This is a genomic window from Deltaproteobacteria bacterium (assembly GCA_005879535.1).
Lineage (GTDB): Bacteria > Myxococcota > Myxococcia > Myxococcales > 40CM-4-68-19 > 40CM-4-68-19.
On sequence record VBKI01000080.1, the window covers coordinates 1 to 22524 of the forward strand.

A 22524-nucleotide genomic window follows, 5' to 3' on the forward strand; every position below is an offset into this window, starting at 1 on the left:
CGCGTCATCGAGCATCACCTCGACATGGTCTTCGACGATCGTCTTCGCGACGGTTGCAGGCGCCGCCGCATGCGGCGTCGGCGGCGGAGCCGGTGGCTTCGGCGCGGGCCGAGCGCTCTTCGGCGGCGGCAGAGTGTCAGATGCCTGAGCCGGTTTCTTCGGCGGCGGCGGCGGCGGAGCCGGTGGGGCCAGTACGGCCGCTTCCGGCGCGGCCGGCTGCTTCAGCAGCGGCGGCGGCTGCCCTCCCATCCAGGCCACGAGCTCGCGACCGGGATCGTCCATGCGCGCGAGCCACAGCGTCATCCCCGAGTCGCGTACCGGGCCTTCTCCAGCCGCGTGGACTTTCTCCACGATTGCGTTGGCGCGGAAGCAATGCTTGCCGTCGGAGAGAGTGGCGATGAGGCGGATGGGCGTTTCGATCGGACGCGGATTGGCCGTCCGAAGGAAGAAGCGGCGCGTGCTCAACTCGGGATGACGTGTGCGAACGTCGTCGAGAATCGCGCAGGGAAGCTTCACCTGGAGCGCGACGCCCGACTTCTTCGAACCCCCCGGATTCGAAGGGTCAGGGGGTTTGTTCCCGCTCACATCGCCATTGTCCGGTGTCGTGCAAACGCTGCCAAGAAACCGGCGGATCCTGCGCACCCACCCCGGCGCCGGACCGCCCACTCCCTGCGCTTGCTGGTCGACCCGCGGCGGGCCTTACCGCTTCGCACCGCCGGCGCGGACGTGCAGGATGTCGCCATCCTGCACCACGTAGTCTTTCCCCTCGAGGCGCAGCTTCCCCGTCTCGCGGGCCCGATGCTCGCTGCCGGCGGCGATGAAGTCCTCGTAGTGAACCACTTCGGCCCGCACGAAGTTCTTCTCCAGGTCGGAATGGATCTTTCCCGCCGCCCGCACCGCGCGATCGCCCTTGCGCACGGTCCAGGCGCGCACTTCGTCCTCCCCGACGGTGAAGAAGGAGATCTGGTGCAGCAGCGCATAGACGGCGCGGAGGAACCGCGCGCGCGCGGTCTCGGTCAGGCCCAGCGAGCCGAGGTAATCGGGCTGCTCGTCGGCGGGCAGCTCGGCGATCTCCGCCTCCACCTCGGCGGAGAGCGCAATCGCTTCTGCGCCCAGCGCCGCGGCCGCTTCCCGAAGGGCGCCCGGCACCTCCGCCGCCGCTTCCGATTCCGGCACGTTGACGACCACGAGAAGCGGCCTGCGGGAGAGAAATCCGAAATGGGCGAGCGCTTGTTCCTCCGCGTCGCTCATCGTCAGGGTCCGCAGCGAGGCGCCCCCTTCCAGGTGCCGGGCCACCCGCTGCAGCTCCTGCGTCTCGCCTCCGGAGTTTCTCTCCTGCCGCAGGCGCTGGAGGCGCTTCTCCGCCACCTGCAGGTCGGAGAGGATCAGCTCGGAGTCGTAGTCGCGCAGATCGCGGAGCGCATCGGCATCCGCCTCGAAAGCCCTGATCACGAGGCAGAGCGCGTCGACCTCGCGCAGCGCCTGCAGGGCTTCCGCCTCGAGCGACACTCCCTTGCTCCGCGGTCCGGGCAGGTCGGCGAGCAGCACCTCGGCGGGCGTCGTCTTGCGTGGCTTGAACATCGCGCTGAGCCGGTCGAGACGCCCATCCGGGACCTTGATGGCGCCGAGGTGCAGCTTGGCTTCCGGTCCTCGTTTGAGGCCGGTGAGCGCATTGAAGAGGGTAGTCTTGCCCGACCTCGAAAATCCCGCGAGACCAGCGCGCATGGCGGCCCCCGCCACAACGACGGAACCAAGCTGCCGAACAAGCCTATCACGACGGCATCCTGCGATGGCCAGCCGACGCCGAAGCGCCGGCGGACGCGTCGGGCGCGAACTAGAACCTGGACATGGAACTGTTCGGCATGGAAACCGTGGGCAGCCCGGCCCTGTGGCTCGGGTTCATCGCGCTCGTGCTCGGGATGCTCGCCCTCGATCTCGGCATCTTCCACCGCAAGGCACATGCGGTCTCGCTCAAGGAGGCCGGCGTCTGGAGCGTCGTCTGGGTGGGCCTCGCGGCGTTGTTCGCGGCCGCCGTCTACGCCTGGTTCGGGCCGGAGCGAGCACTGGAGTTCACGACCGGCTACCTCATCGAGAAGGCGCTGGCGATCGACAACATCTTCGTGTTCGTCGTCATCTTCGCGACCTTCGGCGTCGCCGCCGCCTACCAGCACCGCGTGCTCTTCTGGGGCATCGTCGGCGCGCTGATCATGCGCGCGGCCTTCATTCTCGCCGGCGGCACATTCCTGCAGCGGTTCCACTGGGCCATGTACCTGTTCGGTGGGCTGCTGATCGCCACCGGCGTGAAGCTCTTCATCGACAGGAACAAGGAGCCTCACCCCGAGCAAAACCCGGTGGTGCGGACATTCCGGAAGATCCTTCCGGTCAGCAGCGAAAACCATGGGCCGCGCTTCACCATCATCAAGGATGGGCGGCGCTTTGCCACCCCGCTGTTCATCGCGTTGATCACCGTCGAGGTCACGGACGTCGTCTTCGCCGTGGATTCCATCCCGGCGATCTTCGCGGTCACCACCGATCCCTTCATCGTCTTCACCTCGAACATCTTCGCCATCCTCGGGATGCGCTCGCTCTACTTCCTCCTCGCCGGGGTGGTGACCAGGTTCCGGTACCTGACCGTCGGGCTGTCCGTGGTGCTGGTCTTCGTCGGCGCGAAGATGGTCCTCGCCGACGTCTACGAGGTCCCCGTCGTCGCCTCGCTGGCGGTCATCGCCGCCATCCTTGCCGCGGCGGTGATCGCCTCGTTGCTCCGTTCGCGTGCCGTCCTCAATCGCGAGCGCAGAACTGCTCGACGGTCTGCAACAGCGTGACCAGGTCGACCGGCTTCCTCAGGAATCCCGCCGCCTCCATCTGCTCGGCAAGGCCGGTCGCGTCTGCGTGAGCGCTCAGGACTACCACCGGGATCTCACGAAGCGCTTCGTCGAGCCGCTGCAAGTTGCGGAATTCCTTGCCGTCCATCACCGGCATCATCATGTCGAGCAGGATCACGCAGGGCCGAGGCGCGGCGCCGCGTAGCTCGTCGAGCGCATCCACGCCGTTCGACGCCTCGAGCGCGCGGTAGTTGCGGTCGGTCAGCACCTCGACGATGGCGTCCCGGGTGTCTGCGTCGTCCTCGACGATGAGAACGGTCCTGGCGCACGCCGACGCGCTCACATCCGCGCCTGCGGGACGCGGTGCAGGCCCGCCACCGATGGAACGGTGAAACGGGGGAGCTCGACGACGAAAGTGGCGCCCTCGCCCGCGGCGCTGTCGACGGAAATCGTTCCCTGGTGCGCTTCGACGATGTGCCGGGTGATGTAGAGCCCCAGACCCATTCCGCCATAGTGACGAGTGGGCGCGGCGCGCTGGAAGCGGCCGAAGATGCGATTGACGTCCTGCGCGCCGATTCCGATTCCCCGATCGGCGATGGCGAGCCGCACGACGTCCTCCTTGACCTCCAGTTTCACGGTCACCGGTTTGCCCGCTCCGTACTTCAGGGCGTTGGACAAGAGGTTGACGAGGATCTGCTCGATCCGCAGACGGTCCCAGGTTCCTTCCGCCTTCTCGGGCAGCTCCAACTCCAGCAGCACGCGCGCGTTCGCCGCCGGGTCCCGGAAGTCGTCGGCGACCTGGCGCACGAGCGTGGACAGATCGAACTCCTCCGGCGACAACTCCAGTCGCCCTTGCGCGATCCGCGATACGTCGAGGAGGCGATCGATCAAGCGCGCGAGACGCTCGGTCTGGCGAACGGCCCCTTCCAGGCGCTCGGTTTTCTTGTCTGCGTCCCGCACCATGCCGCGCTCCAGCCCCTGCAGCTTGAGCTGCAGGGCGGTGAGCGGAGTGCGCAGCTCGTGCGCGGCGACGGAGATGAATTCGTCGCGCTCGCGCAGCGCAGTCTGCGCCTGTTGCGTCCTGCCCCGTTCCTCGAAAGCTTCCAGCTCCGCGTCGCGGAGCTGCTCCTCCACGTGGCTGCGAGCCACGGCCGAGGCGACCACGTTGGCAACTGCCTCCAGGAAGATGACGTCGTTCCCCGTCAGTTGCGGCGAGGCGCGCACCGTCAGCAGGCCGTACGGCTCGGACCCTCGGTCGGGTCCATGGACGGCGACGGTCGCCGATCCGTCGGAGGGCACTTGCCCGCCGCGAAGGAGCCGGACGTCTTCGACCTGGAGGGACTCGCGGATTGTCCGCAGCGCCGCTTCCACCACTTCGTCGAGCTCTCGCGTTTGCAGCGCATGAAGCCCGAGGTTCGAAATCGCCGTCTGCTGCCGTGCGCGCTCCTCCAGCTGCTGAGCCGCGCGCTTGCGCTCGGTCACGTCGCGCGTCACCTTGGTGAAGCCGACCAGCTCGCCCTGCGGAGTTCGCACGGCCGTGAGCACCACGCTGGCCCAGAAGCGACTGCCGTCCTTGCGCAGGCGAAAACCCTCTTCCTCGAAGCGGCCGGTGGTCGCTGCGATCTCGAGCTCGCGTTGCGGCCTGCCCGACTCGACGTCGTCACGGGGATAAAAGATGGAGAAGTGGCGTCCGATGATTTCCCCGGCCGAATAACCCTTCAGACGCTCGGCGCCGCTGTTCCAGCTCACAACGTGGCCGCCGCGGTCGAGGAGAAAGATCGCGTAGTCCTTCACGCTGTGGATCATCAGGCGGAGCCGCTCTTCGCTCTGCTTGAGCTGCTCCTCCACGCGGCGGCGGTCCGTGAGATCGCGGGTGACCTTGACATAGCCACGGACCTCGCCGTGGGCCCCGAAGATGGCGGACAGCACGACGTCGGCCCAGAAGTGCGACCCGTCCTTGCGCACGCGCCAACCCTCGTCCTCGACGCGGCCCTCGGTCGCGGCAATCCGCAGCAGCCGTTGCGGGCGGCCGGCGAGCCGATCCTCCTCGGTGTAGAAGCGATGGAAGCTTTGTCCGATGATCTCGCCGGGCGCATATCCCTTCAGCTGCCGCGCGCCGGTGTTCCAGGTCAGGACGCGACCGGACGGATCGAGCAGGAAAATGGCGTAGTCGCGAATGCTATCGGTGACTGCCCGCAACTCTGCCGAGCCTTCGAGCGACTGCAGTTCTAAAGGCACGCCGGCATTCTCCACGGAGCGTCAGAGGTAACCTCTCTACGGTAAGAATGCAGTCAAATTCCATACATTGCAGGCAGACTTTCGCTCAGTCGATCGGAGGTCGCTGGTGAAAGGCGGCCACGAACGGCGACGCAGGCGCTCTGCGAAGCTCTTCCGGCGTGCCCTGCTGCACGATGCGGCCCCCCTCCACCACGGCAACGCGGTCGGCGAGCATCGCGTCCTGTGGATCGTGCGAGACGATCAGCGCCGGCAGGCGCCACTGCTGCAGCGACGTGCGGAGGTTCGCGCGCAGCTCGCGCCGGGCGGAGGGATCCAGCGAAGCGAACGGCTCGTCGAGAAGCAGTGCCCGGGGCTCGCGCGCCAGCGCCCGCGCCAGCGCCAGCCGCTGGCGCTCACCGCCGGAGAGCGCGTCGATTCGCCGATGGGCGAGATGGGAGGCTGCGAGGCGCTCGAGCCAGGCCGCGGCGTGCGCGCGCCGTTCCCGCCGGGGAAGATGTGCGAGTCCGAAGGCGACGTTTCCGATCCCGTCGAGGTGCGGAAACAGCGCGTAGTCCTGGGGAACGTATCCGATGTGTCGCTCCTCGGGGGGAACGTCGATGCGCTCCGCGTAGAGGGTCCTGCCGTCCAACGCGATCCGTCCGTTGTCGGGACGGATCGAGCCCAACAGCAGGCGCAGCATGGACGACTTTCCGGCTCCGTTGGGACCGGCGACGACCAGCGTCTCCTTGCCCACCGACAGCTCGAACGCGAGGTCGAGCGTGCCGAGGCGCTTTGCGACCCGCGCCTCAAGCACCGAGGGCCTCGCGTGCCATGCGCCGGAGCACGAGGAGCACGGCGAATGCGACCACGACCATGATCAGCGCCAGCGCCTGCGCCGCGCGCAGATCGGTCTCCATCGCCGTGTAGACCGCCAGCGGCAGGGTCTGCGTGCGTCCCGTCAGATTGCCGGCGAAGAGAAGGGTCGCCCCGAACTCGCCCAGCGAGCGGGCCCAGCTCATGGCGGCACCCGCGATCAGCGTCGGCGCGGAAAGCGGAAGCGCGACGCGGACGAAGGTGCGGAAAGGAGTCGCGCCCAGGGTGCGGGCCACGATGAGCAGGTTTTCGTCGACGCGGCGAAAGGCGGCGATCGCCGCCTGGATGAAAAAGGGAGCCGAGACGAACGCCTCCGCGAGCACCACCGCCGGAGTGGTGAAGGCGAGGCCGTAACCTTCGCGCGCGAGGAAGGCTCCGACCAGCCCGCGGCGCCCGAACGCGAGCAGGAGCCCGACGCCCGCCACGGCAGGCGGGATCACCGCCGGCAATTGCGTCACTGTCTCGATCGCCCTCGCGAGCGGACCCCGATGCCGCGCCACCCACCACGCCACCAGGGATCCGAGAACCACCACCAGCATCAGGCTGCTGCTGCTCGTCGTCAGCGAAAGGCGCAGCGCCGGAGCGAGGAGAGGATGGCGGATGCCGGCGAGGAAGTCGCGCCAGCCGAGTGTCAGGGCGAGCGCCGCGACCGGCAGGAGAAGGAAGGTCACCAGCAGCGCCGTTGCGCCGATCTGGACGAGGTTCCAGGCCCGGCGGCTCACTGGAACCCGAAACGAGACAGGATCGCGCGGCCGCCGGGCGAAAGGACGAGCTCCACGAAGGCGCGCGCCATGGCCGGGTCGCGCGCGCCCCGAAGCGCCGCGATCGGGTATTCCGCGAGGGCGTTCACCTGCCTGGGGATGGAGATGGCCTCGACGGTGTCGCGGGCGGCGAGCGCATCGGTGCGATAGACGATCGCGGCGTCTGCCTCGCCGAGCCTCACCTTCGCCAGGACCTGGCGCACGTTCAGCTCGCGGGACGCGACATGGGCGCCGACGGCTTTCGCGAAAGCAGGACCGTACAGCGCCGACGCGGCATCGAGGATTCGAAGCGCATACGACCCGATCGGGACCTCCGGCGCTCCGAGCACGATCCGTTGCGCCCGCGGAAGATCCTGCAAGCCGCCGATTCCCGCCGGATTGCCTGCGGGGACCACGATGACCGGCTCGTTGCGGGCGAAAATCCGCGGCGCGTCGATGAGACCCGCCGCCTCCAACGGGCGAAGCTGCCCTCCGTCCGCCGACGCGAAGACATCGGCTCCGGCGCCGTGCTCGATCTGGGTACGCAGCTCCTGCGAGCCCGCGAAGTTGAAGACGACCTTCGCGGCAGGCTGGGAGCTCTCGAAGCGGCGGCCCAATTCCTCGAACGCATCGCGGAGCGAGCTGGCGGCAAAGACGACCAGTTCGGCCGCGGCGATGGATGCGAAGGCCGTCATTCGGCACCGATGTCGCGTAATCACGACATCGTGTCAAGCGCACATTACGGCAATTCGGTGACCAGATGTCCGGACCGGCGCGTGTCGTAGCCGCCGAGAGTCGCCAGCTCGCGGCGGAAGGCGCGCCCTTCCAGGGTCTCGACGATTCGGGCAGCCCGCGGATCGCTGCTCCACTCCTTGGGAAAGACCAGGTCGAACCGCTCTTCCGAAAGCGGAACGAAGTGCAGTCCGTGGGCGACCGCCGCGCTGCGCGCGACCACCCCGGCATCGGCGGCTCCCATCGCCACGGCCTGCGCCACCTGGAGGTGACCGCCGAGAAGGCGATCGTAGCCCTGCACGTCGGAGGGGGGAACTCCAGCCTTCCGGAGAAGGCGATCGAGGAGCCTGCGCGCTCCGGCGCCCGGCTCGCGGTTCACGATGCGGACGCCGGGCCGGGCGATGTCCGCCGGCTTGCGGATCCGACGCGGGTTTCCCGGAGCGACCGCGAAACCTTCTTCGAGGTGCGCGAAGGTCACTACGACCATCGGCCTGCCGGCGAGAGCGCGGCGCACGAACGGGACGTTGAAGTCTCGCGCCTCCTCGTCGAAGAGGTGTGCGCCGGCGACGTGCGCCTCACCGCGTCCCAGGCTGGCGAGGGCGGCATCGCTGGAGGCGGGAATCCAGCAGACCCTCTGTCCGGTCCAGCGGTCCGCGACGTGTCCACAGAGCACGGCGAGGCCAGGATCGCATCCGGTGAGCAACACGTTGGCTTCCACCGCCTCCCGCGGGCGAAGAAGTCGGAGCCGGCCGTGGACCAGCACGGCGTCGGCGGCAGTGATGACGGCGAGGGGATCGTCGAGGCGCAGAGGGTGCGCGATCCAGCGGCCAGCGACTCTCCCTGCCAGCGCCCGCCGCGATCCCCGGGCCGGCGACGCGAGCCCGGAGCGGATCACGTCGCCCTCCTCCCGCAGCCAGAAGAGGTCCTCGACGCGGCAACCGAGGGTGCGCGCGAGGTTCAGCGCGATGGCCGTGGAAGGCTGGGCACGTCCGGCTTCGAGCGCGCTCAGAGTCTGCCGGCTGATCCCGGCCCGTGCGGCCACCTCCCCCTGCTTCAGGCCACTCCGCTGGCGCGCGCGCCGCAGGCCGCTCTCGAGCGTCGGCATGCACGACGTGTGACGCGCCCGGCTGCTGGATGTCAACGCCTCGCTGCTGCCTCCCCCGTGAAACGCGGCGTGCGGTGTGGACCTGCTTTCCCGTCCCTGCCCCCACCCGCAGGAAGTTGCGCCACCTCGGGTGTTGCGCGTCAATGCAGGGGTGCCAAATGCGCCGCAACTCCACGCGGATCAGGAAGCCGTGGTCGTCGAGGACGATCCGGACGCGCGGCGGCTGGTCGCGACGTGCCTGCGCCGGCTCGGGCTGCGCGTGCATGAGGCGGCCAGCGGCGCCGAGGCGCAAGTCCTGCTCGAGCGGGCGATCCCGGACCTGATCTGCCTCGATCTGCGTCTTCCGGACGCGAGCGGCCTGACCCTGTGCGAGCACATCCGGGCCACGCCGCGGCTGCGCGACGTCCCGGTCGTGGTCATCACCGCGCTGACGCGGCCGATCGACCGGGCGCAGGCGGAAGTGGCCGGCGCCGACGAATACATGACCAAGCCCTTCCGCGCCGACGTCCTGGTCGATTCCGTCCGCGAATTGATCGCTCTTTCGGCGGTCGCTCCGAGCTGACTCAGGCCCGCAGCGCGCGGACGCGCTCCGCGGGCGCCTGCCCCACCTCCTTCCTGGCGGCCGCTTCGGGCGCGCTCCCGGCCCGATGCGCAATCTTCCCGGATGGCGGACATCAAGAATCGCGGCGTGAACCAGGGACAACCGGGCGGAGCGCCCATCGGAAGCAGGCAGGGCGGAGCGCCGGATCGCGAAAACGAGACCGATCTCAACGAGACCGGGCGGCCGCATCGTTCGCGTACGGAGCGGGACGAACTGTCGCGCAATCCGGACCTGAACCAGGCCGACAATTCGCGCGGCTCGCAGGATCAGACGCAGGGATCGCAGACGGGAAACGACATCGACCTGATTCCGGAACCCTGATATCCGCGAGGGTTCTGGACAAACCAGGCCCCCTCGAATTGCCGTTTCCGGACAGCCTCTGCCACCGCTGCGCTGCGCCGCCGCGCTACATCCGCACGCGCACGAGCGTCTTCATCTTCTGCCCCCTGGTTCCTGAGCGATACCCGCGCCAGCCGGTGCGCGAGTGCGCCTGGTTCCGGCCGAAAGCCGACACCTGATCCGCGAAGGCTCTACAGCCAGGTCTCGACCAGCGCCGGATCGTCCTCTGCTGCGCGGGGAACGCGGATCAAACCGCGGCGCGCAAGTGCTGCACGCGCATCGTGCAGGTTTTGGAAGAGCTGCCACTCCGCGGGAAGGAGACCATCGTCCTCGACCAGGACCTTGCGGACGGCACAGCCGTCCGGGTGATCGACAGGATGGTCATAGACGCTCCAGATCTCCACGGCACCACTGTAGGCGACCGCCCCGCGAGCGCCAGAAAACTACTGCATCTTGCGGTAGACGCCGACGACCACGCCGATGATCTGCGTCTCGCGGAAATCCTCCCTGCTGACGTAGATGGGCTTGAGGCGGGGGTTGGAGGGCTGGAACCGGACCCGATCGCCCTCGGGATAGAAGCGCTTGACCGTGGCCTCGTCCTCGATCATGGCGACGACGATCTCGCCAGCCCCGGCGTGAAGCTGCTTGCGCACGAAGATGTAATCGCCGTCGAAGATCCCGTCGCCGATCATCGAGTCGCCCGACACGCGCAGGGCAAAGACCTTCCTTCCCCCGTCGCCCAGCAGGACGCTGTCGATGCGCACGTGATCGGTGATGTTCTCCTGGGCCAGGATGGGCTCGCCTGCGGCGACCTTGCCGACCACCGGGACCTCGACGACGTCGCCGTCGCCGACGGCGGAAAGCTCACGCCGGGCAAGGCGGGGGAAGCGACCGGCCTGCGATCGGCCGCCCTCGATGACGCTGAGCGCGCGGCTCTTCAGCTCGCCCCGCAGCAGGTATCCCTTGCGCTCGAGGGCCTTGAGGTGGTCGTTCACGCCGTTCGTCGAGCGGATGCCGAAGTGCTCGCCGATCTCCCGGATGGTGGGCGGATAGCCCTGGTCCTGGATGCTCTTCTTGATGAAGGAGAGGATTTTTTCCTGGCGATCGGTCAGCGATTCCGTCATGGCCCGCGCACGGTACTGAACATGTGCACCACTGGTCAAGTTTTCAGCCCTCAGGGGGCGACGCGGTACACGCGCACGGGTCCGGTGTCCGGGCGGGCGGCGATGTAGAGGAACTCCTTGCTGCTCATGGAAAGCCCATGCGCGTCGACGATGTGGGTCAAGCCGGCTCCCAGCCCGGCCGGAGCGACGAGCGTGAAATCCGGGATCTGCGAGGGCGTCGGATCCGTGGACCCGTAGATCCGGATGCCGCCCGGAGAGTCGTAGCCGACGTAGACGTGCTGGGAGGTCGCAACCAGCAACGATACCGTCGTGAGCGTGCCGATGTTCATCTGCGACAGCTGGGGATCGCCGGACGAGTTGCGGGCGATGAGGCTCCAATCGGAAGGACCGCACACGTTGGAACTGGGATTGCAGCCCCAGAGTTGCGGGCCCGCTGTGGTGTTCCGCGCCAGGTAGAGCCTTCCTCCGGAGGCGGTCATCTGCGGGATCGCCTTGTCGGAGGGAACGAAGTCGGAGGACTTGCCGACCGGCGTCACGACGACGGGCGATTTCGCCGTCCATTCCGGGTTGGTCGGCGCGCACGCGACCCACGTCGATCCGTTGTACCGCGAGCAGCCGCCGCCGTTGAAAGACCCATCGTTCGCGGCGTAAAGCCAGCCGCTGAACGCGATCATGGAGTCGATCATGCCGGTGCTGATCGACTTGAGCGCTTGCGGCGTGGGCACGATCGCGAGCGAGGGATTGAGGGGCTGCGTCGAGTCCGTCGGAAGACCGGTCATCTTCAGGAGGACGGGACTTCCCGAGCCGCCCCCGTCTACGAAGCCGACGTACAAGGCGGTTCCCAGCGCCGCGACAGCCGTCGTCCCGCGCGTCCCTCCGCCCGCATTCACAGCGACGAACGGGAACTGCGGCGTGGTTCCGGTATCGGTCGTCAGGTAGATGTGCTTGAGCAGGCTGCTCTGGCGCGCGCCGGCAGCGAAGAGCCATTCTCTTCCGCTCAGGACCACGGAACTGAAGAGACCGCGACCGTCCTCGTCGTCCGGTCCGCACTCCAGGGTGTCCGGCGTGCACCCGAGTGAACCGAGCGAGGGAAAGGCCGTCGGCGTCGGCGAGACGGAGTTCTTGATGTTCCCGAAATCGGTTTCGAATCCGAACCGCACGGTTTCCGTCGCCGTGCCGTCATACTTCATCCGCACCGCGGTCGCGCCGTCGCCGCTGGGGCCGAGATAGACGCGGCCGGCGTAGGAGAAAACGTAGGCGAAGGAGGAGCCGTCGGCGAACGGGTCGGACGAGACCGGCACGGCATCGCCGATCTGCGTGGCGCCGCTCGCGCTCGCCGTGACCGGGTTGCCGGATCGCGCGTCGGTCCCGGTAGCGGAGACGTCGAACTGCACGTCTCCGCGCGCGGAAGCCGTATACGTCCAGCTGAACATGACGGTTTGTCCCGCCAGAACGTCGGCAGCGGACGGAGGCGTCGACTGCAGCGTCACCCCGCCAGTTCCCGATACCGCGATCGAAGGCTGCACCGAGAGGGCGTCGACGATCCCGGGGTTGTCGAGCTGCAGCGAGACCGTGAACGTCTCGTTGGGCAGCGCGCCGGGAGGAATCGACAGCGAGGGAATGAGCAGGGCGACGGCCCTGAAGATGATGACGGTCCACTGCATCGGACCGACGGACACCGCCGCTCCGCCGGTCGAGTCTGTTCCGGCGCCAGAGGATCCGAGCGTTGCCGTTCCTTCGTCCGTCCCTTGAACGGTCCAGACGAGCTTCCGGGTCGCGCCCGCGGGGATGTCCTGCGGATCGGGCGGCGAGACGACGGTGACGAAGGCGGGCGCGGTGAGGGGATCGAATTGCACGGCGAGCGCGTCCGAACCGCCGTCGTTCATGATGTCGGCGGAGATGTCGAAGGTCGGACCGGCGGGTTGGCTGGGAGGCGCGGTTAGCGAAACGATCGTCAGGTGGGCCGGGGTGACGACGCGCACCGACGCGTTCGCCTCGGCGCTGACGATGCTGTGGTCGACCTCGTCCGTGCCGGCGAACGGGAGCGTCAGGTCGAGGACTCCGGGCGCGCTCGCCTGCGCGTGCCAGGTGAAGGGGTGGGACGCGCCTCCCTGGATGTCGACGGTTTCGGGCGGCGGCTGCAGCGTAGCCGGCGGTCCGGAGACGATCGCGGGGCCCGCGCTGACGGCGAGCGCCGACATCCCGCCCGGGTTCGAAACGGTCACGTTGACCGTCACGTCGTCGCCGACGAGAACGCGCGCCGGAGCACTGGCCGTCGCAGCGAGCGAGGCGGGCTGGGCGGCGTCTACCTGGAAGACGCCATCGATGGAGCCACGGCCGTACGGCCCTTCCAGCGACAGGCCGTACATGCCGGGCGCCAGGGCGCCGGGGACGGTCGCGGAGATGGTGTGCGTATCCACCCAGCGCACGTCGCGGAGCTCCACGGCGCCGAGGAATGCACGGAAACCGGCATCGACTTCGATCCGGCTTCCGCTGCCGAGCTGCTGCGCCACCGAAGGTGTGAACCCGTCGCCGTGGAGCAGCACCGGGGTATCGCGGCCGGCGTAGGCCGCGGGTGGGTCCACCGCGGACGGTGCGGGCGGAGACGGCGAGGCGGAGATGCGCGTGCAGGCGGCCGCGAGGAACAGGGCGCTAGCGCGTCTCAAGGCGCACCCCCGCGAAGAGCGACACTGTCCGCAGCGGACCGGAGAGGATCGACAGGCCGGGGCTCGTGATCCAGCCTGCCCGGGCTTCGAGGAACGGGATGAGCCGACCCATCCGGCGTTCCGCGCCGACGGCGGCGTGCAAGCCCGGAGCGAAGGCGAATCCGCGGCGGGTACCGGCGTCGGCTACCCTGACGCGTGTCCAGTAGGCGGCGGCCGAAGGTCCTCCGCCGACCCAGATCGCGTTCTCTTCGCCGAGCTGCCGTCGCCACGAGGCCGTCAGGTGCAGCAGCACGAGATCCAGGGAGGAATCGGCGGCCAGGTTCGTCCCGCCGGCGCTCACCAGATCCGACTGGCTGCGATGCGCGTAGTCCAGCTCGGCGGCCAGCTGCAGCTGCGGGCCCAGCCGGTCGGTTCGCAGCGCCGCCGCCACCCCGATCAACGGGGTCGAGAATCCCGAGAAATTGGAGAACATCCCCACCTTCGCGCTCACGGCGCCGGAAGTGAGATTCGGGATCAGCGTCACTTGCGCCCGGCCGACGGTGGGGCCGACGCGCAACGCGAGCTCCGTCTCGGCCGGCGCGCGCAGCAGCGGCGGCACGTAGCTCGCGTACAGCGTCCCGTCGCGCTCTTCGAGCTCGGCGTGTCCCTGGCCTGCGGACAGCTCCGACTGCACTCCCGAGACGGAATTTCCGTACTTGTCGCGGAGGTGGACGGCAAGCCGCAGCGCGGTCAAACCGTCAGCGACGATGGCCTCGTTGGGGCGATCGAACGAGATCGACTCCAAAGGGCCGGGGACGAGGGGAAGCGTCCGCGCCACCGATGCCCCGGCGCCGCGCGCACGCACTTCCACCGCCTTGCGCTCGCCGAACGCGGGCTCCAGCGACAGCGAAAGATCCCACTCCCCGGGTGCCGATGCGGTCGCGGTCAGCTGGCCGGCACTCGTTTCGAACGCGACGTCTTCGCCCGGTGGATTCCCCGCTGCGTCACGCGCGCTCACGTGGAGGTGCGCGCGCGGATCGTCGGCGCGGATCCGCTCGCGATCGGCGGAGATGGCGATGCGGGATGCGGGCCCTCCTCCGAGGATGAGCGCGGCCTCGGCGACGAAACCGGGCGCATCGTCGAGGGCGGCGCTGACGCGGACGTCCCCTGGCGCCCCGGCAGCCAGCGAGAGCCATGCCTCGTAGAGTCCGGATGCGCGCTCGCGGAGTGCCGAGAGATCGCCCCGCGTCGCGCGCAACCTCACCGCCGCTCCCGAGCGGGGCGCACCCTGCGGATTCACCACCACCACGTAGACGATGGCGGTCTGGGCACGGTCCGCGGTGAGGGTGGTCTGGCCGAAGGCAATATGGATGGTGCGCGAGGGCGGCACGCGCAGGGGAATGATGCGCTTTCCGTGGTGCGCTTCGTACACGCCGGGTGGCACGACGACGGGGACGACCGCGTTTCCATGCGCATCCGCGACCACCGGCCCGAACGTCTGCGAGCCGATGTCGACGCTGATCCGCCCGCGCGGCCGCGTCTTGACCACGGCGTCTCCTTCAGCCCACAGCGGGATCGCCAGCCACGCCACTTCACCGCCGGCCGCCGCCGTCAAGATCGCCACCTGCGGAATCGCGTCGTCCGGCGGCACGTACTGCGCTTCCCAGATGCCATCCCGGGCGCGATGCAGGCCCTCGATCGTTCCCACGCTGGCGGCGATTGCGGGCTTTGCGTCCGCCTGCACCCGCACCGCCGCGCGCGCGTCGCTGCCGAGCCTCATCAACGAGGGCTCCACTGAGAGCGCCAGGGCGAGGAGGGCCGCTCCCGTCACGGTCCCTTCTTCCTCCAGCGGATGGCGAAGTCCTTGATGCGGGCCACGCTTCCGCCAGGCCCGCAGGGCACCATCTTCGTGGTTTCCCGTCCGCCGGCATCCCGGATGGAGACCACCACGCTGGTCTTGTCCGGTGCGGCAGGAACACGCACGCGGAAGCGTCCGTCCTCCGCCACTGCCGCCGGGGCGCCATCCACGAGGACTTCCGCTCCGGACGGCGAGGTCCCTTCGACTTCCGCGCACAATCCCTCGCGCTCCTGCGCAGCGGCGGCATCCGCCACCTTGAGCAGCAGCCGGGCGGCAATCGGCTCTGCTCCGGACGGCGGCTTTCCCGCGACGGCGATGGACTGCGTGCCGGCCCGGACCTCGATGGTCTTGCCGTGGGAGCTCAGGTTGACCGCGCCGGTCTCGGTCGCGATCGCTACGGCCGTGCCAGTGGAGAGGACGCCGAACCGCGCCCCTTGCGTCTCCGCCACCGCTCCGCCATCGGCGCTCTCGATGCGGAGCAGGCGGGCTCCGTCCGCCTGGTAGTCGACGGCGATGCGGCCGCGCGTCAGCTTGAACCGGTGCACTTTCTCGGTGATCTCGCGCACCGTCAGCTGCGTTCCCTCGGCGATGGTGAGGCGGCTGCGCGCGCCCAGTTGCAGGTCCGTCCGGCCACCGCGTCCGGTGCGGACCGAATCGTCGGCGCGCAGGCGCTGGCCGACGGCGAGGGCGGAAGTGCCGCCGGTCGGCGACAAGCGGACGACGTCGCCGGCCACCGCGACGACGATGGCCTCGTCGACCTTCGGATCCTCCGCCGCGTGCGCCAGCGCCGCGCCGGCAGGAGGGCGATACAGCGTCCCGCGGAACACCAGCCAGGCGCTGCCGAGCAGGACGGCGAGAACGGCCGCCGCCTCGACGATCGTCCGGACGGGTCCGCGCCGCGCCATCATCCCTCCGCCATCTCGATCGCGAATTCGGTGACCGCCCACGGCAGTCGCCGCGCCTCGCCCGGCTCCACGAGGCGCACGTCGCCGCCGGTCCGCTGCATCGCCTGCCGCGCGATGTGCAGCCCCAACCCCGTCCCGCGCCCCGGCGCTTTGGTGGTGAAGCGCGCGTCGAACACCCGCGCCGCGTGCTCCGGCGCGATTCCACATCCTTCGTCGCTGATCCGGACCTGCAGTGGACCGCGGAGCACCCGGACGGCCACCCGGCGGTTGCCGCCTCCGGCGTCCTCGACGGCGTCCACGGCATTGACCAGCACGTTGATCAGCGCGTGCAGCAGCGCCGTCGTGGATCCGAGCGCGTGATGGGGGGCCTCGCGCTGCCACTCGAACCGCGGACCGAGACGCCGCACGCGCCACGCCACCAGATCGACGGCGCGCTGCACCACGCTCTCGACGGCAAATTTCGACGCTGCCGCGGGCTCCGGAGCGAAGAGCTGCTGATAGCTGCGGAACAGCTCCTCGAGCCGCACGACCTGCGTGGCCACCATCTGCCAGTCGTCCAGATCGGTGACCTCGGAGCCGACACGGCGGGAGATCAGCTCCAGTCCCGCCTTGATGCCGACCAGCGGATGGCGCATCTCGTGGATGAGGCCCGGCCCGAGGAGCTCTGCCTCCTCGATTCGCGCCCGCTCGCTCACGGCGGTCCCTGTCCGCTTGGGCCGGTTCATCGCAGGTGCGCCGCCGCCGCCGCCGCGGGGAGGACGATGGTGAACGTCGCGCCCTGTCCTTCGGCGCTATCGACGAGAAGCTTGCCGTGGTGGGCTTCCACGATGCTGTGCGAGATGGAGAGCCCGAGCCCGACTCCCCCCGGGCCCTCCTTGGTCGTGAAGAACGGGTCGAAGATCCGGTCGCGCATCGCCTTGGGGATTCCCCTGCCCGTGTCGGTCACGGAGAGCTTGAGCGCATCGCCGTTCACGTCGCTGAGCGTGACCTTGAGCCTTCCTCCCTCCGGCATCGCCGAGATCGCGTTCTGCACGATGTGCGCGATCGCCTCCTGCATCTGCGCCGGATCGCCCTGCGCATCGCAGCTCTTGATCTCGGTGGCGAGCTCGATCCCCTTCTCGCGCATTTGCCGTTCGTAGAGATCGAGGGCGGCGAGCACCGAGGAGTGGAGGGGAAAGCGACGCCCCGGCTGCGTGCGCTCCTGATCGGCGAACGTTCGCAGGTTGCCGACGATGCTGGAGATCCTGCGCGCCTGCTCCTGCAGGGTGCGGAGCTGCTCTTCGTGGGGAGTTCCCTCGAGCTCCTTGCGAAGCAGCGCCGCGATGCCGGTGATGGCGGTGATCGGATTGTTCAGCTCGTGCGCCATTCCGGCGCCCAGCGAGCCGAGCGCGGCGAGGCGCCGGGCGCGGAGGATCTGATCCTGCGCCACCTTGAGCTCGGCGGTCCGCTCGTCGACGCGCTGTTGAAGCTCGCCGTTCCAGCGGCGGATCTCCTCGTCGCGCCGCACGATCTCGCCCGCCATCTGGTTGAACGAGCGCGCCAGCTCGCCGATCTCGTCGTCGCTGTCCACCTCCGCGGCCTGGGCACGGCCGAGCCGGAGCGCCTGCACGCCTTCGCGCAGCCGGTTGACCGGCTCGGTGACGCGACGGGAGAAGAGCACGCCGAGCGTCAGCACGAGGAGCAGCGAGACCGCGACCCAGAAGAGCGTGTACTGCCGCACCACCGCCGCCGGGCGCAGCGCCATCTCGGCGCGCTGGGCGACCACCACCATCCACCCGAGGGTACCGACGGGCGCGGCGCTGGCCAGCCAGCGTTCGCCGTCGGCTCGGACGATCACGCGGGCCGCGGCTCCGCCGGAGAGGAGATCGCGCTCGTCCGCCGACAGCTCGACGTGATACGGCTGGGCGAGGACGGTGCCGCCGCGCGTGGCGACGTATGCGAAGGTGCCACCCTGTGAAGTCTGCCGCATCTGGCGGCCGAGCTGGGCGAGGGAAAGCTCCGCCGCCAGGATTCGGTCGCCGGCGAGACGCAGCGCGATGGGAAGGCGCATCGATCCGTCGCGCGCTGCGTACGGAGCGCCGATGGCGGTGCCGACCTGGACGGCGAGGCGCACCGGCGCCTCTCGCTCGAGGATCTCCAGCTCGGGGACCGGACGGCCGTTGCCGGTTTCGTAGACCGCGGGACCGCCGGGGATCCAGACGGCGTCGACGAATTCGAGCTGCCGGTACGGAATGCGCAGCACGCTCGCGAGCTCGTCGCCCGAGAGATCGCGAAGTGGCAAGATGGTGGCCGACAGGCGCAGGCTCTCCGCGGCCTGCGCGACGAACCGCTCGCAGGCGCGAGCCGCCTCCTCCGCCACCCGGGCCTGAGCCGAGGCAACGGTGCGCTCCACTTCGGCGCGGTTGACGGAGAACGACAGCGATCCGACCACCGCTGCCGGCACCACGCCGACGAGGGCCAGCATGGCGAAAATCTTGCTGCGAAATTGCACGTCGGCGCGCCCCCTCGCGACCGTCGAGCATAGGGCTCGCTTCAAAGTCGCAGCAAGAAAGGGGCGGGTACGTCCGGCCGCGGAAATTCAGGGAAAAGTCCTACCTCAGCGGCTCTGCGCGTGACGCGCCAATGCCAGATGCTCCTCCAGCTTTTCCTCGATGCGCCGCAGCTCGCCGCGGTCGGCGCCGCCGGCGCCGCGAATGTGGCGGAGGTCGTCGAGCAGCGCCTCGCCGGAAAGAAGGACCTCGCGGCCCGCGGCCTTGCTGGCGACGAGCCTGGAAAGCAGATGCAGCGAGCGCCGGCGCAAGTCGGAAGTCGCGTGTCGCACCCGCGCCTGGAGGACCTCGAGCGGCGTCGCCTGTTCATGTCCTGCGGCGGCGACCTCGTCGTCCGGCGGATCGTTTGCCGCTTCGCTCCCCACCAGCCGCAGCTGCGGGGCGGCGCTGCGCCTCTCGTACTGCGCCTTCATCTGGCGGAGCGCATCGTCGATGCGCGCCGCGATGCGGTCGAGATCGTCGAACGGCTTCGCAATGTAGTCGACCGCTCCGAGGCGAAGCGCCTCCACCGCGCTCTCCGTCGTCGCGTAAGCGGTCATGACGATGCAGGCGCAATGCGGCTGCGACTGACGCACGCGGCGGACGATCTCAATCCCGTCGAGGCCGGGCAGGTTCTTGTCCGCGAGCACGCAACCGAACTCCTCGCGCTCGATGAACGCCAAGGCCTCTTCGGCGTTGCGCGCCAGGCGCGTCGAGAGGCCCTTCTCGCCGAGAACGCGCTGGAAGACATCGAGGACGACGGGCTCGTCGTCGATCACCAGCACGGAGGAGAAGGTCGGAGCAGGCGGCATTGCCCGAATCCTAGAGGCGGCTTCCTGTAGAGTTCAAGCAACGCTGCACCCACCCCGGGTCCACTTGGGGTATAGCGGGGGCAATGCTGCGCGCGAGTCAGGCGGTTCGTCTCGGCTTTCGCGCCGCCTCGCGGAATCCGGAGCTTTCCTTCGCGAAGGCCCTCGTCGACCAGGGTGGGAACCTGCTCGCGATCCTGCCTTTGGCTCTCGGCGCCGTGCTGTTGGCCGCCGTCGCCCGTGGCGAACTCCTGCGAGCGGCCACGGCAGCGCTGCGCGCCATTCTCGCCCTGCGCTGGCCGGTGCTGGGCGGAATCGCCACGGCGCTCGTGATCGCGTTCGCCGGCAGCATGCTTTTCTGGGCCGGGGCCGCGCCGCTCCTCGCCGCAGACGCGGAGCTGGACCGGCGCCCACCGCCCGGCAACTTCGTCGTGCTGCTGTCGCGCGGAGCGGCGCGAACGATCGTGTCCGGAGCGCTCGGGTGGGGGCTCGCCGTGCTTTTCACGCTCGTCTGCGAGGCGGCGGCGGTTCTTGGAATCTCCGCCGTGCTCTTGCGTCCGTCGCCACACTTGTTCGCCGCGTTCGCGCTTCTCATCTCGGTGGCGGTGACAGGGATGTTTCTGCTCGACGCGCTCGCGCGCCTCACGATCGTGCGCGCAGCGGCCTTCGGCGATCCCGGGACCGCCGCGTTCGGGAAGGCGACTTCGTTGCTCGGCGCACGGCTGGGCGCGGCAATGCTGATCACCGTCGTGTTCGTCGGCCTTGAGCTGATCGTTGCCAGCGCCGCCGCCGGAGTCACGGGTGTTCTTTCCGGCGCGACGTTCTTCGGCTCGAGGTCGCTCGCATGGGAGCGTTCGCCGCGCTCGCCGCGGATGCGGAAGGGCTGATCGCGCCCGAAGCTCCACCCGAGCCGGCACCCGTCGCCGAGCTGGTCGTGGAGGCCCTGACCGTCGAAGAATAGGTCAGCGGACAGGGCGCAGCGGACGGAATGCGTGCTGGATCGCCTGGAGGAAGTGCAGGGCGCGGTCGCGCAGGTTCACCTTCGCGCGGCGGGCGCCTCCGCGGCGCAAGAAACTGAGAATCGCATCGGGAGCCAGGGTCGCCCCGAGCGCACGCTGGCGCACGACGAGGCCGCGGTCGAGGAGAAACAGTCCCGCGCGATCCAGCATCCCCCAGCGCGACAGCGCGGTGCCGTCCGCGTCCGACAGCATCGGGAACGCGAATCCGCACTGCGATCGCAAGTACCTGAGGGCCGCCGGTTCGGCGGGACCGATCGCGCAGATGAAAGCGCCGGCCCGCACCACCGGCAGCGTCGCGTCGCGGTAATCGCGCAGCAGCCTGATCCCTGCCGCGTCGTCCAGCCCGCCGAAGACGAGCACCAGGATCGGCGACCGGCGCGCCAGGGCAGAAAGGTGCACCGGCCGCCCCGACTCGTCGAGCAGGTCGAGGTCGGTCGCCTGCTCCCCGACCTTCGGAGCGCGAAGATCCCATGCCGGCATGGAAGAACGTAGTCACTTGAGGAAGCGGCGCACGCTGATCTTTTTCAGCCGGCCGCCGAGCAGCGTCCAGGTGAGCGCGGCGCCGAAGAGCATTGCCGCAAGAGCGAGCCCGATCAGCGCCGCCAGCGGCCATACCGTCTGTCCCGCGCCCTCGGACGCGCGCCCGACCAGCGAGAACGCGCCGACGATCAGGCCCGAGGCGAGCATCCCGGCGAAGAGCAGGATACCGAGCGCCTTGACGTTCATGTTCAGCCGGGAAAGCTCCTCGCTGCGGACGTTGACGTTGAACTTGCCGCCTTCGAGATCCATCAGGATCTGCGAAAGCTGCTGTGGCGTGTCCTGCAAGAAGCCCTGCAGCTGGAGCAGCAGGCGCAAGAAGCCGCCGCTCATCGATCCCGGGCTGTAGCGGTCGTAGAGGAGCTGCTTGGCGTAGGGCAGCGCCACCTGCGTGACGTCGAGCTCGGGATCGAGCTGACGGACGATGCCCTCGGTGGTCGCGGACGCCTTGGAGAGGACCGCGTACTCCTTCGGGATCTTGATCCGGTATTTCATCGCCAGGTCGACGAGCTCGCTCATCAGGACGCCGGAGTCGACCTCGGCGAGCTTGAGGCCCATGTAGCGATCGAGGATGTCGTGGATCTCGTGCCGGAACTGCTGGAGGTTGATGCGCTGATCGGGGACGCCGACCTTGTAGAGGAGCCGCGCCACCGTGTCGGGGTCCCGCAAGGAGGTCGCGAGCACGAGCACGATGATCGACTCCTGCATCTGCCGGGTCATCCGCCCGACCAGGCCGAAGTCGAGCAGGCCGATCCGGTTGCCCTCCAGCACGATCACATTGCCGGGATGCGGGTCGCCGTGGAAGAGGCCGTCGCGGAAGAGCTGCTGGAAGCTCGCCTCCAGAACGTTGCGGGCCAGCTGCTTGCGATCGATGCCGGCGGACTCGCCCGATTCGAGCACCGTCTTCAGCTTCACGCCCTTCAGCTCCTGCAGCGTGATCACGGTGCGGCTGGAGAGGTCGCCGTACAGCTTCGGGATCACGACGTAGGGCCGGCCCTCGTGGTTGCGGGCGAATTCCTCGATGTTCCGCGCCTCGTTTTCGAAGTCCAGCTCCAGCAGCATCGCGTTGCGGAACTCGGTGACGATGCCGGTGGGAGTGTAGATGCCGGTCTCCTCGATCACTCCCTCGAGGAAGCGCGCGAGGTAGAAGAGCAGGTCGGTGTCGCTGCGGATCTGTTCCTCGATCCCGGGGCGCTGCACCTTCACCACCACGTCCTCGCCGCTCGCGAGCCGCGCCCGGTGCACCTGCGCGATGGAAGCGCTGGCCATCGGCTCCGCATCGATGGAGGCGAAAACCGCGTGCGCAGGCCTGCCCAGGCCCTTTTCGATCAGCTGGAACACCGTCTCCACCGGCATGGGAGCGGCGCGATCCTGGAGGTGCGAGAGCTCGGCGATGAAGTCGTGCGGCAGGATGTCCGGGCGGGAGGAGAGGATCTGTCCGAGCTTGATGAAGGTGGGGCCCAGCTCGGCGAGCGTCTCCCGGAACCTTCGCGCGGTGGTGGCCCGCACCTCTTCGCGCGAGGGCCGCTGGCCGTCCTCGCGGCGCCCGAGCACGTCCCAGATCTTCGCGCGATCCCAGAGCTCGCCGAAGCCGTGGCGCACGACGACGGCGCTGATCTCGCGCAAACGCTTGAGGTCCTGGACGGCCTGGATCACTTGCCGCTTCT

The 22524-nt window shown here is 69.1% G+C and carries 23 protein-coding genes; 5 read left to right on the plus strand and 18 right to left on the minus strand.

The features are described 5' to 3' along the window. Both E6J58_18495 and ychF read right to left on the minus strand, forming a co-directional pair. A partial coding sequence (locus E6J58_18495) for a hypothetical protein (protein TMB34411.1) occupies positions 1–585 on the minus strand: 585 nt, incomplete at its 3' end. Positions 586–699: 114 nt separating this feature from the next. Continuing rightward, positions 700–1725, minus strand: a complete 1026-nt coding sequence (gene ychF / locus E6J58_18500) for a redox-regulated ATPase YchF (GenBank protein ID TMB34412.1) — start codon at positions 1723–1725, stop codon at positions 700–702. 122 nt (positions 1726–1847) lie between these two features. Between ychF and E6J58_18505 the strand changes: the two genes are divergently transcribed. Then, positions 1848–2825 (plus strand): TerC family protein, encoded by a 978-nt coding sequence (locus tag E6J58_18505; protein ID TMB34413.1) that lies wholly within the window; start codon positions 1848–1850, stop codon positions 2823–2825. On the opposite strand, the gene E6J58_18510 is transcribed toward E6J58_18505, so the two are convergent. From E6J58_18510 to E6J58_18535, 6 genes are all read right to left on the minus strand, one after another. After that, on the minus strand, positions 2782–3168 hold the full coding sequence (locus E6J58_18510) for a response regulator (GenBank protein TMB34414.1): 387 nt from the start codon (positions 3166–3168) through the stop codon (positions 2782–2784). The genes E6J58_18505 and E6J58_18510 overlap by 44 nt on opposite strands. Next, positions 3165–5078: a PAS domain-containing sensor histidine kinase gene (locus E6J58_18515; protein TMB34415.1), complete on the minus strand. Its 1914-nt coding sequence runs from the start codon at positions 5076–5078 to the stop codon at positions 3165–3167. The genes E6J58_18510 and E6J58_18515 overlap by 4 nt, the downstream gene beginning before the upstream one ends. Positions 5079–5148: 70 nt before the next feature. Further along, positions 5149–5856: an ABC transporter ATP-binding protein gene (locus E6J58_18520; protein TMB34416.1), complete on the minus strand. Its 708-nt coding sequence runs from the start codon at positions 5854–5856 to the stop codon at positions 5149–5151. After that, positions 5849–6637 carry a molybdate ABC transporter permease subunit gene (gene modB, locus E6J58_18525; protein ID TMB34417.1) on the minus strand — a complete coding sequence of 263 codons (789 nt, stop codon included), beginning with the start codon at positions 6635–6637 and terminating at the stop codon, positions 5849–5851. The genes E6J58_18520 and modB overlap by 8 nt, the downstream gene beginning before the upstream one ends. Then, complete coding sequence (gene modA, locus E6J58_18530; protein TMB34418.1) at positions 6634–7350, minus strand: molybdate ABC transporter substrate-binding protein; 717 nt, start codon at positions 7348–7350, stop codon at positions 6634–6636. Before modA ends, modB begins: the two co-directional genes overlap by 4 nt. Positions 7351–7394: 44 nt before the next feature. After that, complete coding sequence (locus E6J58_18535; GenBank protein TMB34419.1) at positions 7395–8492, minus strand: helix-turn-helix domain-containing protein; 1098 nt, start codon at positions 8490–8492, stop codon at positions 7395–7397. Positions 8493–8568: 76 nt separating this feature from the next. Between E6J58_18535 and E6J58_18540 the strand changes: the two genes are divergently transcribed. From E6J58_18540 to E6J58_18550, 3 genes are all read left to right on the plus strand, one after another. Further along, on the plus strand, positions 8569–9054 hold the full coding sequence (locus E6J58_18540) for a response regulator (protein TMB34420.1): 486 nt from the start codon (positions 8569–8571) through the stop codon (positions 9052–9054). Between the two features lie 102 nt (positions 9055–9156). Beyond that, positions 9157–9414 carry a hypothetical protein gene (locus E6J58_18545; GenBank protein TMB34421.1) on the plus strand — a complete coding sequence of 86 codons (258 nt, stop codon included), beginning with the start codon at positions 9157–9159 and terminating at the stop codon, positions 9412–9414. Positions 9415–9428: 14 nt separating this feature from the next. After that, a complete protein-coding gene (locus tag E6J58_18550; protein ID TMB34459.1) occupies positions 9429–9611 on the plus strand; it encodes a hypothetical protein in 183 nt (60 codons plus the stop codon). Between the two features lie 12 nt (positions 9612–9623). Here the strand turns inward: E6J58_18550 and E6J58_18555 are convergent, their stop codons facing one another. The 8 genes from E6J58_18555 to E6J58_18590 all read right to left on the minus strand — a co-directional run bounded on the left by E6J58_18555 (position 9624) and on the right by E6J58_18590 (position 19304). Further along, on the minus strand, positions 9624–9836 hold the full coding sequence (locus tag E6J58_18555; protein TMB34422.1) for a hypothetical protein: 213 nt from the start codon (positions 9834–9836) through the stop codon (positions 9624–9626). 39 nt (positions 9837–9875) lie between these two features. Continuing rightward, on the minus strand, positions 9876–10556 hold the full coding sequence (gene lexA / locus E6J58_18560) for a transcriptional repressor LexA (GenBank protein ID TMB34423.1): 681 nt from the start codon (positions 10554–10556) through the stop codon (positions 9876–9878). A gap of 50 nt (positions 10557–10606) precedes the next feature. After that, entirely contained in the window at positions 10607–13222 is a 2616-nt protein-coding gene (locus E6J58_18565; GenBank protein ID TMB34424.1) for a hypothetical protein, read from the minus strand. Next, complete coding sequence (locus E6J58_18570; protein ID TMB34425.1) at positions 13209–15032, minus strand: hypothetical protein; 1824 nt, start codon at positions 15030–15032, stop codon at positions 13209–13211. Before E6J58_18570 ends, E6J58_18565 begins: the two co-directional genes overlap by 14 nt. After that, the gene (locus E6J58_18575) at positions 15029–15967 is read right to left on the minus strand and encodes a FecR domain-containing protein (protein ID TMB34426.1); all 939 of its coding nucleotides are present in this window, start codon (positions 15965–15967) and stop codon (positions 15029–15031) included. The genes E6J58_18570 and E6J58_18575 overlap by 4 nt, the downstream gene beginning before the upstream one ends. Continuing rightward, a complete protein-coding gene (locus tag E6J58_18580) occupies positions 15964–16689 on the minus strand; it encodes a HAMP domain-containing histidine kinase (GenBank protein ID TMB34427.1) in 726 nt (241 codons plus the stop codon). The genes E6J58_18575 and E6J58_18580 overlap by 4 nt, the downstream gene beginning before the upstream one ends. Then, complete coding sequence (locus E6J58_18585; GenBank protein ID TMB34428.1) at positions 16686–18455, minus strand: sensor histidine kinase; 1770 nt, start codon at positions 18453–18455, stop codon at positions 16686–16688. Before E6J58_18585 ends, E6J58_18580 begins: the two co-directional genes overlap by 4 nt. A 105-nt stretch (positions 18456–18560) precedes the next feature. Further along, positions 18561–19304 carry a response regulator gene (locus E6J58_18590; protein TMB34429.1) on the minus strand — a complete coding sequence of 248 codons (744 nt, stop codon included), beginning with the start codon at positions 19302–19304 and terminating at the stop codon, positions 18561–18563. Between the two features lie 83 nt (positions 19305–19387). On the opposite strand from E6J58_18590, the gene E6J58_18595 reads away from it, so the two are divergent. Beyond that, positions 19388–20188, plus strand: a complete 801-nt coding sequence (locus tag E6J58_18595; protein ID TMB34430.1) for a hypothetical protein — start codon at positions 19388–19390, stop codon at positions 20186–20188. Positions 20189–20263: 75 nt separating this feature from the next. Here E6J58_18595 and E6J58_18600 read toward each other — a convergent pair whose 3' ends face one another. Together E6J58_18600 and E6J58_18605 are read right to left on the minus strand one after the other, a co-directional pair. Then, positions 20264–20800: a redoxin domain-containing protein gene (locus E6J58_18600; protein ID TMB34431.1), complete on the minus strand. Its 537-nt coding sequence runs from the start codon at positions 20798–20800 to the stop codon at positions 20264–20266. A 12-nt stretch (positions 20801–20812) separates the two neighbouring features. Further along, on the minus strand, positions 20813–22513 hold the full coding sequence (locus E6J58_18605) for an AarF/ABC1/UbiB kinase family protein (protein ID TMB34432.1): 1701 nt from the start codon (positions 22511–22513) through the stop codon (positions 20813–20815). Between the last annotated feature and the right edge of the window lie 11 nt (positions 22514–22524).

Coding starts and splice junctions, on each gene's coding strand:
- E6J58_18575 (TMB34426.1), bottom strand. CDS start 15,967: ATGATGGCGCGGCGCGGACCCGTCCGGACGATCGTCGAGGCGGCGGCC.
- E6J58_18505 (TMB34413.1), top strand. CDS start 1,848: ATGGAACTGTTCGGCATGGAAACCGTGGGCAGCCCGGCCCTGTGGCTC.
- E6J58_18580 (TMB34427.1), bottom strand. CDS start 16,689: ATGAACCGGCCCAAGCGGACAGGGACCGCCGTGAGCGAGCGGGCGCGA.
- E6J58_18590 (TMB34429.1), bottom strand. CDS start 19,304: ATGCCGCCTGCTCCGACCTTCTCCTCCGTGCTGGTGATCGACGACGAG.
- E6J58_18595 (TMB34430.1), top strand. CDS start 19,388: ATGCTGCGCGCGAGTCAGGCGGTTCGTCTCGGCTTTCGCGCCGCCTCG.
- E6J58_18545 (TMB34421.1), top strand. CDS start 9,157: ATGGCGGACATCAAGAATCGCGGCGTGAACCAGGGACAACCGGGCGGA.
- ychF (TMB34412.1), bottom strand. CDS start 1,725: ATGCGCGCTGGTCTCGCGGGATTTTCGAGGTCGGGCAAGACTACCCTC.
- modA (TMB34418.1), bottom strand. CDS start 7,350: ATGACGGCCTTCGCATCCATCGCCGCGGCCGAACTGGTCGTCTTTGCC.
- E6J58_18535 (TMB34419.1), bottom strand. CDS start 8,492: ATGCCGACGCTCGAGAGCGGCCTGCGGCGCGCGCGCCAGCGGAGTGGC.
- E6J58_18600 (TMB34431.1), bottom strand. CDS start 20,800: ATGCCGGCATGGGATCTTCGCGCTCCGAAGGTCGGGGAGCAGGCGACC.
- lexA (TMB34423.1), bottom strand. CDS start 10,556: ATGACGGAATCGCTGACCGATCGCCAGGAAAAAATCCTCTCCTTCATC.